The organism is Pseudomonas sp. EA_15y_Pfl1_P101, assembly GCF_963970835.1.
Lineage (GTDB): Bacteria > Pseudomonadota > Gammaproteobacteria > Pseudomonadales > Pseudomonadaceae > Aquipseudomonas > Aquipseudomonas tritici.
Genome location: NZ_CAXAPA010000003.1, coordinates 296973 through 312198 on the forward strand (window position 1 = coordinate 296973; position 15226 = coordinate 312198).

The 15226-nt window shown below is 59.8% G+C and carries 13 protein-coding genes; 3 read left to right on the forward strand and 10 right to left on the reverse strand.

Going from position 1 to position 15226, the window contains the following annotated elements; genetic code table 11:
• The first annotated feature begins 2 nt into the window (after positions 1 to 2).
• The 3 genes from xseA (at position 3) to leuA (ending at position 4211) form a co-directional block, all read left to right on the forward strand.
• The gene (gene xseA / locus AACY36_RS06090) at positions 3 to 1382 is read left to right on the forward strand and encodes an exodeoxyribonuclease VII large subunit (protein WP_339420565.1); all 1380 of its coding nucleotides are present in this window, start codon (positions 3 to 5) and stop codon (positions 1380 to 1382) included.
• Positions 1383 to 1385: 3 nt separating this feature from the next.
• Complete coding sequence (locus tag AACY36_RS06095) at positions 1386 to 2207, forward strand: peptidoglycan DD-metalloendopeptidase family protein (protein WP_339420564.1); 822 nt, start codon at positions 1386 to 1388, stop codon at positions 2205 to 2207.
• Between the two features lie 324 nt (positions 2208 to 2531).
• Positions 2532 to 4211, forward strand: a complete 1680-nt coding sequence (leuA, locus tag AACY36_RS06100; protein WP_339427489.1) for a 2-isopropylmalate synthase — start codon at positions 2532 to 2534, stop codon at positions 4209 to 4211.
• Between the two features lie 198 nt (positions 4212 to 4409).
• Here the strand turns inward: leuA and AACY36_RS06105 are convergent, their stop codons facing one another.
• The 10 genes from AACY36_RS06105 to rlmN all read right to left on the reverse strand — a co-directional run bounded on the left by AACY36_RS06105 (position 4410) and on the right by rlmN (position 15207).
• A complete protein-coding gene (locus AACY36_RS06105; protein WP_339420562.1) occupies positions 4410 to 5201 on the reverse strand; it encodes an amidohydrolase in 792 nt (263 codons plus the stop codon).
• The gene (locus AACY36_RS06110; RefSeq protein WP_339420561.1) at positions 5189 to 6337 is read right to left on the reverse strand and encodes a pyridoxal phosphate-dependent aminotransferase; all 1149 of its coding nucleotides are present in this window, start codon (positions 6335 to 6337) and stop codon (positions 5189 to 5191) included. Before AACY36_RS06110 ends, AACY36_RS06105 begins: the two co-directional genes overlap by 13 nt.
• A gap of 114 nt (positions 6338 to 6451) precedes the next feature.
• A complete protein-coding gene (gene der, locus AACY36_RS06115) occupies positions 6452 to 7921 on the reverse strand; it encodes a ribosome biogenesis GTPase Der (RefSeq protein WP_339496821.1) in 1470 nt (489 codons plus the stop codon).
• A gap of 134 nt (positions 7922 to 8055) precedes the next feature.
• Positions 8056 to 9207, reverse strand: coding sequence for an outer membrane protein assembly factor BamB (bamB, locus tag AACY36_RS06120; RefSeq protein ID WP_339420560.1), 1152 nt, complete (start codon positions 9205 to 9207; stop codon positions 8056 to 8058).
• Positions 9200 to 9841 carry a YfgM family protein gene (locus tag AACY36_RS06125; protein ID WP_339420559.1) on the reverse strand — a complete coding sequence of 214 codons (642 nt, stop codon included), beginning with the start codon at positions 9839 to 9841 and terminating at the stop codon, positions 9200 to 9202. The genes bamB and AACY36_RS06125 overlap by 8 nt, the downstream gene beginning before the upstream one ends.
• Positions 9842 to 9882: 41 nt before the next feature.
• On the reverse strand, positions 9883 to 11172 hold the full coding sequence (gene hisS, locus AACY36_RS06130; protein WP_339420558.1) for a histidine--tRNA ligase: 1290 nt from the start codon (positions 11170 to 11172) through the stop codon (positions 9883 to 9885).
• Positions 11173 to 11195: 23 nt separating this feature from the next.
• Entirely contained in the window at positions 11196 to 12305 is a 1110-nt protein-coding gene (gene ispG / locus AACY36_RS06135; protein ID WP_099585613.1) for a flavodoxin-dependent (E)-4-hydroxy-3-methylbut-2-enyl-diphosphate synthase, read from the reverse strand.
• 2 nt (positions 12306 to 12307) lie between these two features.
• Positions 12308 to 13288, reverse strand: coding sequence for a RodZ family helix-turn-helix domain-containing protein (locus AACY36_RS06140; RefSeq protein ID WP_339420556.1), 981 nt, complete (start codon positions 13286 to 13288; stop codon positions 12308 to 12310).
• A complete protein-coding gene (gene pilW, locus AACY36_RS06145) occupies positions 13288 to 14046 on the reverse strand; it encodes a type IV pilus biogenesis/stability protein PilW (RefSeq protein ID WP_339420555.1) in 759 nt (252 codons plus the stop codon). The genes AACY36_RS06140 and pilW overlap by 1 nt, the downstream gene beginning before the upstream one ends.
• A 12-nt stretch (positions 14047 to 14058) precedes the next feature.
• A complete protein-coding gene (gene rlmN / locus AACY36_RS06150; protein WP_049711635.1) occupies positions 14059 to 15207 on the reverse strand; it encodes a 23S rRNA (adenine(2503)-C(2))-methyltransferase RlmN in 1149 nt (382 codons plus the stop codon).
• Positions 15208 to 15226 lie beyond the last annotated feature (19 nt).

The following is a 15226-nucleotide window of genomic DNA, read 5'->3' on the forward strand; positions in this document are numbered from 1 at the left end:
CCATGATTAAAGATCCTTTTGCCCGACTGGGCCTGGACCGCGAAGTCCTGACTGTCAGCCAGCTCAACGGCCGCGCGCGGGTGTTGCTGGAAGACGTGTTCACCAATATCTGGGTCGAAGGCGAGATCTCCAACCTCGCCCGCCCGGCCTCCGGCCATGTGTATTTCACCCTCAAGGACAGCGGCGCCCAGGTGCGTTGCGCGCTGTTTCGCAATAACGCCGCGCGGGTTCGCCAGGCGCTGAAGGATGGCCTGGCGGTGAAAGTGCGCGGCAAGGTCTCGCTGTTCGAAGGCCGGGGTGATTACCAACTGATCCTCGATACCGTGGAACCGGCCGGTGATGGCGCGCTGCGCCTGGCGTTCGATGCGCTGAAAGAAAAGCTCAGCGCCGAAGGTCTATTCAGCGCTGAACGTAAAGTGCCGCTGCCGGCGCATCCTCGGCGCATCGGCATTATCAGCTCGCCAACCGGCGCAGTGATCCGCGACATCATCAGCGTGTTCCGCCGCAGGGCACCGAACGTTGAGCTGACATTGATCCCGACAGCCGTGCAAGGCCGCGAAGCCATCCCGCAGCTTGTACGTGCGCTGAAACTGGCCGACGCCCGGGGCTTTGATGCGCTGATCCTGGCGCGTGGTGGCGGTTCGCTGGAAGACCTCTGGTGCTTTAACGAAGAGGCCGTAGCACGCGCGGTAGAAGCCTGCGTCACACCAATCGTCAGCGCCGTTGGCCATGAGACCGATGTGTCCATCAGCGATTTCGTCGCCGATGTCCGCGCCCCTACCCCATCCGCTGCGGCGGAATTGCTCGCGCCGGACGCCAGCCACCTGGTACGCCAAGTCGAAAACCTGCACCGTCGCCTGGTGATGCTGATGCGCAATCGCCTGAGCCATGACCGCCTGCGCCTGGAAGGCATGGCCCGACGTCTGCGGCACCCTGGCGAGCGTCTGCGCCAACAGGCCCAGCGCCTGGATGACCTGGACATGCGCCTGCGCCGTGCGTTCGAGCGCAGCCTCAATACCCGGCGCGAACGCCTGATCCGCCTGGAAACCCGTCTTGCCGGCCAACACCCCGGCCGGCAACTGGCCCTGCTGCGTCAGCGCTTGGACAGCCTTGCCGAACGCCTGCCCCGCGCCATGCGTGAAGGCCTCAAGGCTCGGCGCCTGCAACTGCAAAGCCAGGTGCAGACGCTGCAGGTGGTCAGCCCGCTGGCGACCCTGGGCCGTGGCTACAGCATCCTGCTGGACGAACGCGGCCAGGCCATTCGCGACGCCGCTCAAACCCACACCGGCCAGCGCCTCACCGCGCGTCTCGGTGAAGGCAAATTACAAGTGCGGGTGGAAGACAACCACCTGACACCCGTCACCCTTTCGTTATTGGATTGATTAATGCCACGTCTCTTTAGTCTGTTGATGCTGCTGTGCCTCGCCGTTAATGCCCATGCCGACAGCTATATAACGCGCACCCTGAACAAACCCGTGCCGGGTGGCGTTGCAGTCGTAGAACTCGGCCCCTCGGCGGCAGCACCGAAAGCCACCTACCAAGGCAAACCGGTGCTGGTGGTGAAGGAGGCGGACAACTGGCTGGCGATTGTCGGCATCCCATTGACCGTTAAACCCGGCAACGAGCGCCTCAGCAGCGGCGGGCGCAGCCTGCCGTTTATCGTCGGTTACAAGAAGTACCCAGAACAGCGCATCACCCTGAAAAACAAAAGCCAGGTAAACCCTAAGCCGGCGCAACTCAAGCGCATCGAAGGCGAACTGGCGGTGCAGCTCAAGGCCTACCGCAATTTCAGCCCGAACCTGCCGAGCAACCTGGTGCTGGATAAACCGGTGAACGGGCCGCTGTCGAGTAAGTTTGGCGTACGCCGCTTCTTCAACGGTGAAGAACGCAATCCGCATTCGGGCCTGGATTTCGCCGTGCCCGCGGGCACGCCGATCAAGACCCCGGCGAACGGCAAGGTGATTCTCATCGGTAACTACTTTTTCAACGGCAACACGGTGTTCGTCGACCACGGCCAGGGCTTTATCAGCATGTTCTGCCACATGTCGAAGATCGACGTAAAAGTGGGCGATCAACTCAAGCGCGGCGCAGTGGTCGGCAAGGTCGGTTCAACGGGCCGTGCGACCGGACCGCACATGCACTGGAATGTCAGCCTTAACGATGCAAGGGTAGACCCGGCGATCTTTATCGGCGCGTTCCAACCCTGAAACGTCCGATTGCGCACTCGATAATGGGTGCGCAATTAAAACCAGCCTTCACCTTATAAACAAGCATAAAATCTCGCTTCCTACGCAGATAACAGAACTTATCTCAATTTTTCTCGACTGCTTGCCATCTTTCACCCCGGCGGTTAGGGTTGAGCTTATGAAAACCTCTCACACCCTCATTCAGCTCCGCCAGCACCGCAGTTTGTGCCTCGTCAGCGCACGACTGCCAAGCTGAATCGATCTGCCTCGTCTATACGTTTTATCCCTAAAAACAGTTCTACGGCAGGCCGCCTTTTCTCGGCCCCTACTACAAAGGATTTCCCGATGAGCATGCTCAAAGACCCGTCTTCGAAGTACCGCGCGTTTCCGACCATCGATATCCCGGACCGCACCTGGCCATCGAAGACCATCACCGAAGCGCCGATCTGGTGCAGCTCGGACCTGCGTGATGGCAACCAGTCGCTGATCGAACCAATGGACGCCGCAAAAAAGCTGCGCTTCTGGAAGACCCTGGTAGCGGTAGGCGTTAAAGAAATCGAAGCCTCGTTCCCGGCTGCGTCGCAAACCGACTTCGACTTCGTACGCACCCTGATCGAAGACAACCACATCCCCGAGGACACCACCATCCAGGTGCTGACCCAGGGCCGTGAAGACTTGATCGCGCGCACGTTCGAATCCCTGCGCGGCGCCAAGAAAGCCATCGTGCACTTGTACAACGCTACGTCGCCGTCGTTCCGCCGCATCGTGTTCAACCAGGACAAGGACGGCATCAAGGCAATCGCGGTCAACGCGGCCAAGCTGTTCGTCAAATACGCCGCGCTGCAGCCGGAGACCCAGTGGACCTTCGAATACTCCCCGGAGACCTTCAGCGCGACTGAGCTGGAGTTCGCCAAGGAAGTGTGTGACGCGGTGATCGAAGTGTGGAACCCGACGCCTGAGCACAAGATGATCCTCAACCTGCCGGCCACCGTGGAATGCGCCACGCCAAACATTTATGCCGACCAGATCGAGTGGTTCGGTCGCCATATCAACCGTCGTGACAGCGTGATCATCAGCCTGCACACCCACAACGACCGTGGCACCGGCGTGGCCGCCACTGAGCTGGGCCTGATGGCCGGCGCCGATCGTGTCGAAGGCTGCCTGTTCGGCAACGGCGAGCGTACCGGTAACGTCGACCTCGTCACCGTGGCACTGAACATGTACACCCAGGGCCTCGACCCGCAGCTGGATTTCTCCGACATCGACGGTGTGCGCAAAGTCGTCGAAGAGTGCAACCAGATCCAGGTGCACCCACGTCACCCGTACGTTGGCGACCTGGTGCACACCGCGTTCTCCGGCTCTCACCAGGATGCGATCCGCAAAGGTTTCTCCCAGCAGAAAGACGATGCGCTCTGGGAAGTGCCGTATTTGCCGATCGACCCAGCGGACATTGGCCGCAGCTACGAAGCGGTGATCCGTGTAAACAGCCAGTCGGGCAAAGGCGGCATCGCCTACTTGCTGGAGCAGGAATACGACATCAGCTTGCCGCGTCGCATGCAGATCGAGTTCAGCCAAGTGGTACAGGCCGAGACCGACCGCGTCGGCCTCGAGATGACCGCACCGCAGATCTACGCGTTGCTGCAGCGTGAATACCTGCAAGCCAACACCCCGTACGCGCTGGTCAGCCATCGCCTGCAGGAAGAGAACGGCAACAGCTATGTCGAGGTGGAAGTCTCGGGCAAGGGCCAGGGTGAAACCAACCTGCACTGGAAAGGCAAGGGCAACGGTGCGCTGGAAGCACTGGTAGCCGGCCTGCCGATTGCCGTGGAAATCATGGACTACAACGAACATGCAATCGGTGCAGGAACCAATGCCAAGGCGGCGGCCTACATCGAGTTGCGTGTGAACGGTGAGCGTCCGGTGCATGGTGTGGGTATTGATGAAAACATCACCACTGCGAGCTTCAAGGCGTTGTTCAGTGCGTTGAACCGCTCGTTGAGTCAGATGGAAGCGAAAGCGGCGTAAGTTTTATCGCTGCAGTACAAAAGGCCCTTGGATGAGAATCCAGGGGCCTTTTTGTTAGGCTTGAGATTTGTGGTGTCGGTGAGGACCTCTTCGCGAGCAAGCCCGCACACATTGAACCGCGTGTTTCCTGTATGAATGCGCTCGAAATGTGGGAGCGGGCTTGCTCGCGAATACAATCTCCCAGACACCGCAAACCCGTCAGACAAACTGAAAGCTATCGGCATCCAGGTTCGCCGGAAACCGGGTGCGATACGCCGCCAGCTCAGCTGCCTCCAGGCACACCTGAAACACCCCATCCGCCTCCCCCGCACTCAGCAAGGTCTCACCCTGGAAGTCCAACACCTGACTATCACCGGTGTAGGCAAACCCCTTCCCGTCCGTCCCCACCCGATTCACGGCCGCCACATAGCACAGGTTTTCAATCGCCCGCGCCGGCAGCAGCCGATTCCAATGCTGGCGCCGAGCGCCCGGCCAGTTGGCCGTGTACAGCAGCAGGTCGGTGTCCTGAGCATCGCGGCTCCACACCGGAAAGCGCAGGTCGTAGCAAATCAACGGGCGGATACGCCAGCCCTTCAACTCAAATTGCACCTGCCGCTCGCCGGGGGTGTAGTGATCGTGCTCGCCGGCCATGCGGAACAGGTGGCGCTTGTCGTAATGCAGCACATCGCCATCCGGCCGCGCCCAGAGCAGGCGGTTGCGGTGGCTGCCGTCGGCGGCCTGGATGATCACGCTGCCGGTGATCACCGCGTTGTACTTCGCTGCCTGGGCCTGGAGCCATCGACGGGTCGGGCCGCTCTCCGGTTCGGCCAAGGAGCCTGACTCCATGGAGAAACCGGTGGTGAACATCTCCGGCAGCACGATCAGATCGGCGCCCCTGGCCTGGTCGAGCAGCAGTTCGAAATGTTCCAGGTTGGCCTGGCGGTCATGCCAGGCCAGGGTGGTCTGGACCAGGGCGAGGTTCAGGTTCGGTAACGCAGTCAAATCACGCATAGTTTCTCGGCTGCTTGTTGCAGCGTTTCCTCGCGCTTGGCAAAGCACAGGCGCACCAGGCGCTGGCTTTGGGGTGGGGTCTGGTAGAACACCGAGACCGGGATGGTTGCCACGCCGTGTTCGCGGGTCATCCACAGGGACATGGCGACGTCGTCCAGGTCCGGGCGGATCTGTGAGTAATCGACCAACTGAAAGTAGGTGCCGGTGACGCGGGTAAAGCTGAAACGTGACGGAGCCAGCAGGTTACAGAACAGGTCGCGCTTGGCCTGGTAGAACGCCGGCAGCTCATCGACGTGCTCTGGGTGTTCGGCCATAAAATCGGCCAATGCGAACTGGAGCGGCGTCACGCCGCAAAAATTAACGTACTGGTGCACCTTGCGCAGTTCGGCCGTGAGGGCCGATGGCGCGATGACGTAGCCGGTTTTCCAGCCGGTGACATGGTAGGTCTTGCCGAAGGAACTGACCACGAACGCGCGCTGATACAGTTCTTCGTGGGCCAGCACGCTGACATGGGGCACACCGTCGAATACCAGGTGTTCGTAGACCTCGTCGCTGACCAGGTAGATATCGCGGTCGCGGATCAACTCCGCCAACTGGTCCAACTCGGCGCGGCAGACCAAGGCGCCAGTGGGATTGTGCGGCGTGTTGAGGATGATCATGCGCGTGCGCGGCGACAGCGCGGCCTTGATCTTTTCGAAGTCGAGAGCAAAGCCTTGCAGGCTCAGTTGCACATGCACGCAACGGCCACCTGCCAGTTCGACCGCGGGCTCATAGCTGTCATAGCAAGGGTCGAACACAATGACTTCATCGCCACTGCGAATCACCGCCTGGATCGCGCAGAAGATCGCAGCAGTAGCCCCAGGGGTAATGGTCACTTCGCTGTCGGCATCCACCGTGGCGCCATAACTGCGAGCGATCTTGGCCGCCACTTGCTGGCGCAGGGCTGGCAGGCCAGTCATCGGTGAATATTGGTTGTGTCCGCTGGCAACGTGCTTGCCCACGGCATCGAGCAAACCTTGGGGGCCATTGAAGTCCGGGAAGCCCTGGGACAGGTTGAGCGCACCGGTTTCGGCAGCGAGTTGCGACATGGTGGTAAAAATGGTGGTGCCGACATTCGGCAGCTTGCTGGTGATCATCGGAGCCCCCTGCAGGTGAGCCCAAGTTTTAAGCTGCCAATTGCAGCGGGTCAAGGCACAAACCGCCGCACACAAAAAAGGGCTCGCAATGAGCCCTTTTTTGACACGTCGATATCAGCGTTTGTCGCGACGCTTTTTGTCGGTTTTCTTGTGGTGCGTCATCATCCGGCGTTTTTTATTCACTTGGCGGTCGGTGAGGCTGTTCTTGTTACCTTCGTACGGGTTCTCGCCACCCTTGAACTCGATACGGATCGGCGTACCGACCAGCTTCAAGACGCGGCGGTAAGTGTTTTCCAGGTAACGCACGTAGGACTTCGGCACCTTCTCGATCTGGTTACCGTGAATCACGATAATCGGCGGGTTGGCACCACCCAAGTGGGCGTAACGCAGCTTGATCCGGCGGTTGTTAACCATCGGCGGCGCGTGCTCGCCAACGGCATCTTCCAGGATCTGGGTGAGGCGGTTGGTCGGCCAGCGGGTGACCGCGGACTTGAACGAGTTCTGTACGGAAGCGTAGAGGTTGCCTACGCCGGTGCCGTGCAGTGCCGAGATAAAGTGGATATCGGCGAACTCGACGAAGAACAAGCGACGCTGCAGCTCGATCTTGACGAAGTCGCGCTCGCTCGGCGTCATGCCGTCCCACTTGTTGATCGCGATCACCAGTGCCCGACCGGCTTCCAGGGCAAAGCCCAGCAAGTTCAGGTCGTGGTCGACCACGCCTTCGCGGGCGTCCATCACGAAGATCACAACGTTGGCGTCTTTGATCGCCTGCAGGGTTTTCACCACCGAGAACTTTTCAACTTCCTCGTGGATCTTGCCGCGCTTGCGCACACCGGCGGTGTCGATCAGCGTGTACTTTTCTTCGTTACGTTCGAACGGGATGTAGATACTGTCGCGGGTGGTGCCGGGCTCGTCATAGACGATTACCCGGTCTTCACCGAGCATGCGGTTGACCAGGGTCGACTTGCCGACGTTAGGGCGACCGATGATGGCGATCTTGATACCGTCTTTTTCACTCGGGCCAGGAATGCGCTTGGCTTCCTCACCTTCGGCGACGATCTCTTCTTCACCCTCTTCTTCCTCAGCGTCATCCTTGGGGAAGGTGCTGAGAGCAATTTCCAGCATCTGGGTGATGCCGCGACCGTGGGCACCGGCGACCGGGATCGCGTCGCCCAGGCCCATCGGGCTGAATTCGGCACGGGCCTGCTCAGGATCGATGTTGTCGATCTTGTTGGCGACCAAATAGGAACGCTTGTTACGCTTGCGCAGGTGCTCGCCAATCATTTGGTCGGCAGCGGTATAGCCCGCGCGGGCATCCACCAGGAACAACACAACATCGGCTTCTTCAATGGCCAGCAGCGACTGCTCGGCCATCTTTTCGTCCATGCCATGCTCGTCACCGGAGATACCACCGGTGTCGACAATAATGTAGGAGCGCCCTTGCCACTTTGCCTCACCGTATTGGCGATCACGGGTCAGACCGGACAAGTCGCCGACGATGGCGTCGCGAGTCCTGGTCAGGCGGTTGAACAAGGTGGACTTGCCGACGTTAGGTCGGCCCACCAGGGCGATTACGGGAACCATGCGGCTCTCCACTTCGTTATTTCAGAAAATACAAAAGCCGCTGCAAGGCAGCGGCTGGTGCTCGGGGCAGCATAATAAAATGCCGCATGCCCCGCCGAAGCGGGGCCGCCTGGGTGTTACCCCAAGCATAGTTCTTACTTGATGGTCAGGGCTTCCAGCTTGCCGCTGTTGCCATACACATAAAGCATGTTACCCACCACCAGCGGACGCGCACGCAGGCCGTCGCTGTCGATACGCTCGCGACCCACGAAGCGACCGTCTACCTGGCTCAGCAGGTGCAGGTAGCCTTCGAAGTCACCGACCGCGACGTAGCTGGAGAACACTTCCGGTGCCGACAGTTGGCGGCGAGCCAGGGAGTCGTTGCTCCACAGTGAGGTGGTGGAACGCTCGTCGACACTTTCAACGGTGCCGGACGCAAGGCTTACGTAGACGCTGCCAAACCCTTGGGCGACACCTGCGTAGCTGGAAGCATCACGCTGCCAGTTAACGCGGCCGCTCTGCAGGTCCAGTGCGGCAACACGGCCCTGGTAAGTGGCGACATAGAGGGTTTCACCGGACAGCAGTAAGCCGCCGTCGATGTCCACTACGCGCTCCAGCTCGGAACGACCTTGCGGAATGGCCACACGGGTTTCCCAGACCGGCACGCCGTTCTGAGTGTTCAGGGCGACCACTTTACCGGTCGACAGGCCCGCAACGGCCAGATTGTTGGTCACAATCGGACCACTGGTACCACGCAACGTCAGCACCGCAGGGGTGCTGTCATACAACCAGCGCTGTTCGCCAGTGCTGGCGTCGAGGCCGATGAGGCGGTCCTCCTGCGTCTGTACCACGACGATATCGCCGTTGGTAGCAGGCGGTGCGAGTACTTCACTGCTCACGCGAGCGCGCCACTTCTCTTCACCGGTGCTGGAATCCAGCGCCACGACTTCGCCCTTGAGCGTGCCGAGCAACACCATGCCATAACCCACGCCAACGGCGCCGGAGACAGGCAATTCGAGATCCTTGGACCACTTCACGTCGCCGTTCATGCGGTCCATGGAGGTCACAACGCCGGTCACGTCAGCGGCCACAATGTTGTCACCGTCGATTGCCGGTACCAACATGTTGTAGGTGTCGCCCTGACCATCACCAATGGAGCGGCTCCACTGCTTTTGCAGGACCACTTCTTCCTTGAAGCTGGTCAGCTCGGCAGGAGGCAGTTCTTTTTTACTGTTGCTGCTGCAACCCGCGGCCAGAACGGCCAGAGCCAGCAATGCTGCATGTTTCCAACGGATCACGTCACGCATCCCCTTTGGCCAAGTCGTCCAGCTTGATTTGTAAGCCACCGACCGCTGCTTCATCAGACAGCGCCGCCTTGGCTTTTTTGTACGCAGCATTGGCTTCGTCGGTACGACCCAATTGGACCAACAGGTCGCCCTTGAGCTCTTCGCGAGTGGCTACAAATGCCTTGTCAGCATCGCCGTCGAGCAGTTTGAGTGCTTCGTCAGCCTTGTTCTGTGCCGCGAGAACCTGAGCCAGACGCTGACGTGCGATTTCACCCAGGGTCGGGTTGGTCGGCTTGTCAGCGACAGCCTTCAGCTCTGCGGCGGCGTCGTCCAGCTTGCCAGTGTCGACTGCGACTTTCGCGACGAACAGGCTGCCGTATTGGGCGTAGGTGCTACCGCCGAATTCGCTCTTCAGCTTGCCGGCCAAATCGGCGACCTGCGCCGGGTCAGGCTTGCCGTCCGGCGTCAGCGTGGTTTCCAGCAACTGCTGATAGAGGATCGAGGCGCCTTGGGACTGGTTGGCCTGATATTTGGTCCAGGCTTGCCAGCCGAACACCACCACTAAAGCCAGCAGACCGCCAGTAACCAGGGGCTTGCCATTACGCTGCCACCAGTCCTTGAAATCGGCCAGTTGATCATCATCAGAACTCGACACCCCAGTACTCCTTAATCGCTAAATTCGGCTGTTCGACAGCTTCAACCCTGCACGACGCAGGTGGCCAAGTGCGCAGCGAGCGCATCAAAGGCAATGTTCTGTTGCTCGCCCTGGCCACGCAGGGGTTTAAAACCTATCACTTGCTGCGCCAACTCATCATCGCCGAGGATCAATGCATACAGCGCACCGCTCTTGTCGGCCTTCTTGAACTGGCTCTTGAAGCTGCCGGCGCCGGCATTAACCTGCAGGCGCAGGTTCGGCAGTTGGTCGCGCACTTTTTCGCTCAGGGCCAGGGCCGCCAGTTCGGCAGCCTCGCCAAAGGCGCAGAGGTACACGTCCACCTGACGGGAAATCTCTTCAGGGACTTGCTCCAGCGTTTCCAGCAGCAGGATCAGCCGCTCGATGCCCATGGCGAAGCCCACACCCGTGGTCGGCTTGCCGCCCATCTGCTCGACCAGGCCGTCGTAGCGGCCACCGGCACACACAGTGCCCTGGGCGCCGAGTTTGTCGGTGACCCACTCGAACACGGTCTTACTGTAGTAATCGAGGCCACGCACCAGCTTGGTGTTGATCACGAACGGAATACCGGCCGCATCCAGGCGAGCCTTGAGGCCCTCGAAGTGGATACGGGATTCGTCGTCCAGGTAATCGGCCATTTTCGGCGCATTGACCAATACAGCCTGGGTATCGGCGTTCTTGGTGTCCAGCACGCGCAGCGGGTTGGTCTTCAGGCGGCGCTGGCTGTCTTCGTCCAACTTGTCCAGGTGGGCCGACAGGTACTCGACCAAGGCGACCTTGTAGAGGCCGCGGGATTCGCTGGTGCCCAGGCTGTTGAGCTCAAGCTTGACCGCGTCGCGGATGCCCAGCAGGCCCCACAGGCGCCAGGTCAATACGATCAGCTCGGCATCAATGTCTGGGCCATCGATGTTGAACACTTCCAGGCCAATCTGGTGGAACTGGCGATAACGACCTTTTTGCGGACGTTCGTGGCGGAACATCGGGCCGATGTACCACAACTTCTGAGGCTGGCCAGCACCGGTGAGACCATGCTCAAGCACGGCACGCACGCATGCAGCAGTGCCTTCGGGACGCAGGGTCAGGGAGTCGCCGTTGCGGTCTTCAAAGGTGTACATCTCTTTTTCGACGATGTCGGTCACTTCACCGATGGAGCGTTTGAACAGCTCGGTGAACTCGACGATCGGCATGCGGATCTGCTTGTAACCGTAGTTATCCAGCAGGCGCGCGACAGTGCTCTCGAAGTAGCGCCACAGCGGCGTCTGCTCCGGCAGGATGTCGTTCATGCCACGAATGGCTTGCAGAGACTTGCTCACATCAAATCCTTAAATTCGTTCAATCAGCCGCGCGCGATCAGCGCTGCGTCAGCGGCGACCTTTTCGGCCGCTTTCTCGCGGATCAGTCTTTCGAGCTCATCCACCAGATTGTCATTCGTTAACTTCTGCGCCGGCTTGCCGTCGATGTAGATCAGGTTAGGGGTACCGCCAGTCAGGCCCACATGGGCTTCCTTGGCTTCGCCCGGCCCGTTGACCACGCAACCGATCACTGCAACATCCAGCGGCACCAGCAGGTCTTCGAGGCGCAATTCCAGATCGTTCATGGTTTTCACCACGTCGAAGTTCTGCCGCGAGCAGCTCGGGCAGGCAATGAAATTGATGCCACGGGAACGCAAACGCAGGGATTTGAGAATGTCGTAACCGACTTTCACTTCCTCTACGGGGTCTGCCGCCAGCGAGATGCGGATAGTATCGCCAATCCCTTCGGCGAGCAGCATACCGAGACCCACCGCAGATTTCACTGTGCCTGAGCGTAAACCACCCGCTTCAGTGATACCCAAGTGCAGTGGCTGTACGATTTCCTTGGCCAGCAGGCGATAGGCTTCGACCGCCATGAACACGTCGGAGGCCTTTACGCTGACCTTGAAGTCCTGAAAATTCAGGCGCTCAAGGTGCTCAACGTGGCGCAGTGCCGACTCAACCAGCGCCGCCGGGGTCGGCTCGCCGTACTTCTTTTGCAGGTCTTTTTCCAGGGAGCCGGCGTTGACGCCGATACGGATTGGAATCCCGCGATCACGGGCAGCGTCCACCACGGCGCGCACACGGTCTTCGCGACCAATGTTGCCCGGGTTGATACGCAGGCAATCCACACCCAGTTCGGCTACGCGCAGGGCGATCTTGTAGTCGAAGTGAATGTCGGCAACCAACGGCACCTTGACCAGTTGCTTGATGCGCCCGAAAGCTTCGGCAGCGTCCATGTCCGGCACGGATACGCGCACGATGTCCACACCGGCTGCTTCCAGACGGTTGATCTGTGCAACGGTGGCGGCCACGTCATTGGTGTCGCTGTTGGTCATGCTTTGTACTGCGATGGGGGCATCGCCACCCACCGGCACCGAGCCGACCCAGATCTTGCGCGATACGCGACGTTTGATTGGAGATTCGCCGTGCATGACTATTGTCCCAACTTCAGGCGAGCTGTCTCGCCACTGGTGAACGGCGCCACGTCTACAGGCTGGCCGTTATAGACCACCTGCGCGCCCCGGGCGAAGCCCAGACGCAGCGTCAAAGGAGGCTTGCCGCCCTGATCAAGGGTATCTCCCTTACGCTTCAGACCGCTGAACAGCACTTTGCCATTGCCATCGGTGAGTTGCGTCCAGCAATCAGCGACGAAGGTGATCTGCACGCGGCCATCACCGGCGATCAGCGCTGGGGTGGTGGGCGGCGAAATCGCAGGGGCAGCTGGTGTGGTAGTCGCTGGCGCTTGCACTGGGGCGGTCGATGTATGGGGCTGGGCAGCCGTAGTGTGAGCCGGCGCATCTGGCGTCGCAGGTACGTCGGCGGTCGCGGCTGGCGCGGCTTCCGGTACGGGTTGCGCGGCGACGGGTGCTTCAGGCGCGGCCTGGCCCTCGGCAACAGCCTGGTCTTCGGGCTCATCCAACGGATGAATCTGAGTGGTGCCGTCGGCGCTTTCGACTTCGACGTGCTCCATGGCGTTGCTGGTCATGTCCTTGGTGCGCTGGGCGGCCTGGTCTTGCCACCAGAAGAAACCGCCGCCAATGACAGCAATCAGCAACAACAGGCTGACAATTCGCAAAATAGTGTGGGAAACCCGCACCGGCTCTTCGATTCGACCCAAGCCATGCACATTGCTGCCTTGGGAGTCGGTACCGGTGAATTGATCGAATTGCTGGACCAATATGGCCTGGTCAATACCCAGCAATTTGGCATAGGCACGGATATAGCCACGGGCAAAGGTATGCCCAGGCAGCTTATCGAAGGCGCCGGCTTCCAGATTGCCCAGGGACGTCGTGGTCAAATTGAGCTTGAGGGCCACTTCCGCCAGCGACCAACCATTGCTTTCGCGGGCCTGACGCAAGGTGTCGCCTGGGTTTACGCGATTAGCTGCTACAACTTCCGGGTGCGACGCTTTCATCATTGCTCCGACAGGTATTGCTGATATTCCGGCGTACCGGGATAGAGTCGTTCGAGTTGCTGGCCAAAACGTGCGGCTGTGTCGCGTTCTTCATGAACCGTCGCCAAGCGCACACCGAGCAATAGACTACGTGCATTTTGCCCGCTGAGCAGGCTAAAACGCTCGTAATAGTCACGTGCCGGCACATAATGCCTGTCTTCGTAGGACAACTCAGCCATTTCGAGCAATGCTCGAGGCTGGCGACCATTCAAATGCAGGGCTTTTTCAAGTTGTTGGCGGGCGCTGTCGCGTTGGCCGAGACGCATGGAAGTCACCCCAAGGTTCTCGAACACCCGCGAACGCTCAGGATAAAGGGTATCGGCGCTGGCTTGCTGGAAATAACGAGCGGCCTGGTCATAACGTTTCTGCGCAAACAGGAAGCTGCCGTAATTGTTCAGCAGCCGCGGGCCTTCGGGTTTTGAGGCGAGTGCCTTGAGGAAATACTGCTCAGCCAGTTCAGGCTCGGCCTGGGCCTGGAACACCAGTGCCAACGCGCCATTGGCGTCAGCATCGTCGCTGTCCAGCTCAAGGGCCTTCTTCAAAGGCACCTTGGCCTGCTCGTTCATGCCTTGCTGCAGGTAACCCATGCCCAATTGCACATAGGCAACTCGCGCCTCATCACGGCCTTTACCCGTGTGCATAGGGCTGTCATAACCCGATGAAACACAACCGGCCGCGAGACCGGTAACAAGCAAAAGCAGCGCAAGGCGCAAGGGCATAGAGATCCTCTCTCAGATTCGATTCACAGCAATCAGCGGCAAATCGTCGGCGGCGTTCAGTTCGCGTCCGGCGATATAACGTTCGCTGCGGCGGGTGCGGTCCATCACCTGCCCTACTAATTGGCCACAGGCGGCGTCGATGTCTTCACCACGGGTGGTGCGCACGGTGACGTTGTAACCGGCCTGGTGCAGTTGATCCTGGAAACGACGGATGGCGTTGTTGCTCGGCCGCTCGTAGCCAGAATGAGGAAACGGGTTAAACGGAATCAGGTTGATCTTGCACGGGGTGTTCTTGAGCAGTTCGATCATCTCGACCGCGTGCTCGACCTTGTCATTGATGTCCTTGAGCATGGTGTACTCAATGGTCAAGACGCGCTTCTCGCCCAACGTTGCCATGTAGCGCTGGCAAGATTCGAGCAGCATCTTAAGCGGATACTTCTTGTTGATTGGCACCAATTGGTTACGCAATGCGTCATTCGGTGCGTGCAGCGACAACGCCAGGGAGACGTCGATGTGCTTGGCCAGCTCATCGATCATCGGCACCACGCCAGAGGTCGACAGGGTCACACGGCGCTTGGAGATGCCGTAGCCCAGGTCGTCCATCATCAGGTGCATGGCCGCGATCACGTTGTCGAAGTTCAGCAGCGGCTCACCCATGCCCATCATCACCACATTGGTGATGGCACGGTCGACGGTCGCCGGGACGCTGCCAAAGGATTTGTTGGCAATCCACACCTGGCCGATGACTTCAGCGGCGGTGAGGTTGCTATTGAAGCCTTGCTTGCCGGTGGAGCAGAAACTGCAGTCCAGGGCACAGCCTGCCTGGGACGAAACGCACAAAGTGCCACGTTTGCCCTGGGGAATGTAAACGGTCTCGACGCAACTGCCGGACGCCACACGCACCACCCATTTACGGGTGCCGTCGGTGGAGATGTCCTCGCTGACAACCTCGGGACCACGGACCTCAGCAATGGCCTTGAGCTTGTCGCGCAGGGCCTTGCTGACGTTCGTCATGGCGTCGAAATCGTCGACGCCAAAGTGGTGAATCCATTTCATTACCTGACCGGCACGGAAGCGCTTCTCCCCGATTGAGTCGAAGAATTTCTCCATTTCCGGCTGAGTCAGACCCAGCAGGTTGGTTTTCACAGTCGATGTAGTCATGGATTCACCCTCACTCTTT

Excerpts from the sequence above, each read along its gene's own strand:
- xseA (WP_339420565.1), top strand. The coding sequence starts at position 3 with ATGATTAAAGATCCTTTTGCCCGACTGGGCCTGGACCGCGAAGTCCTG.
- AACY36_RS06095 (WP_339420564.1), top strand. The coding sequence starts at position 1,386 with ATGCCACGTCTCTTTAGTCTGTTGATGCTGCTGTGCCTCGCCGTTAAT.
- leuA (WP_339427489.1), top strand. The coding sequence starts at position 2,532 with ATGAGCATGCTCAAAGACCCGTCTTCGAAGTACCGCGCGTTTCCGACC.
- AACY36_RS06105 (WP_339420562.1), bottom strand. The coding sequence starts at position 5,201 with ATGCGTGATTTGACTGCGTTACCGAACCTGAACCTCGCCCTGGTCCAG.
- AACY36_RS06110 (WP_339420561.1), bottom strand. The coding sequence starts at position 6,337 with ATGATCACCAGCAAGCTGCCGAATGTCGGCACCACCATTTTTACCACC.
- der (WP_339496821.1), bottom strand. The coding sequence starts at position 7,921 with ATGGTTCCCGTAATCGCCCTGGTGGGCCGACCTAACGTCGGCAAGTCC.
- bamB (WP_339420560.1), bottom strand. The coding sequence starts at position 9,207 with ATGCGTGACGTGATCCGTTGGAAACATGCAGCATTGCTGGCTCTGGCC.
- ispG (WP_099585613.1), bottom strand. The coding sequence starts at position 12,305 with ATGCACGGCGAATCTCCAATCAAACGTCGCGTATCGCGCAAGATCTGG.
- AACY36_RS06140 (WP_339420556.1), bottom strand. The coding sequence starts at position 13,288 with ATGAAAGCGTCGCACCCGGAAGTTGTAGCAGCTAATCGCGTAAACCCA.
- pilW (WP_339420555.1), bottom strand. The coding sequence starts at position 14,046 with ATGCCCTTGCGCCTTGCGCTGCTTTTGCTTGTTACCGGTCTCGCGGCC.
- rlmN (WP_049711635.1), bottom strand. The coding sequence starts at position 15,207 with ATGACTACATCGACTGTGAAAACCAACCTGCTGGGTCTGACTCAGCCG.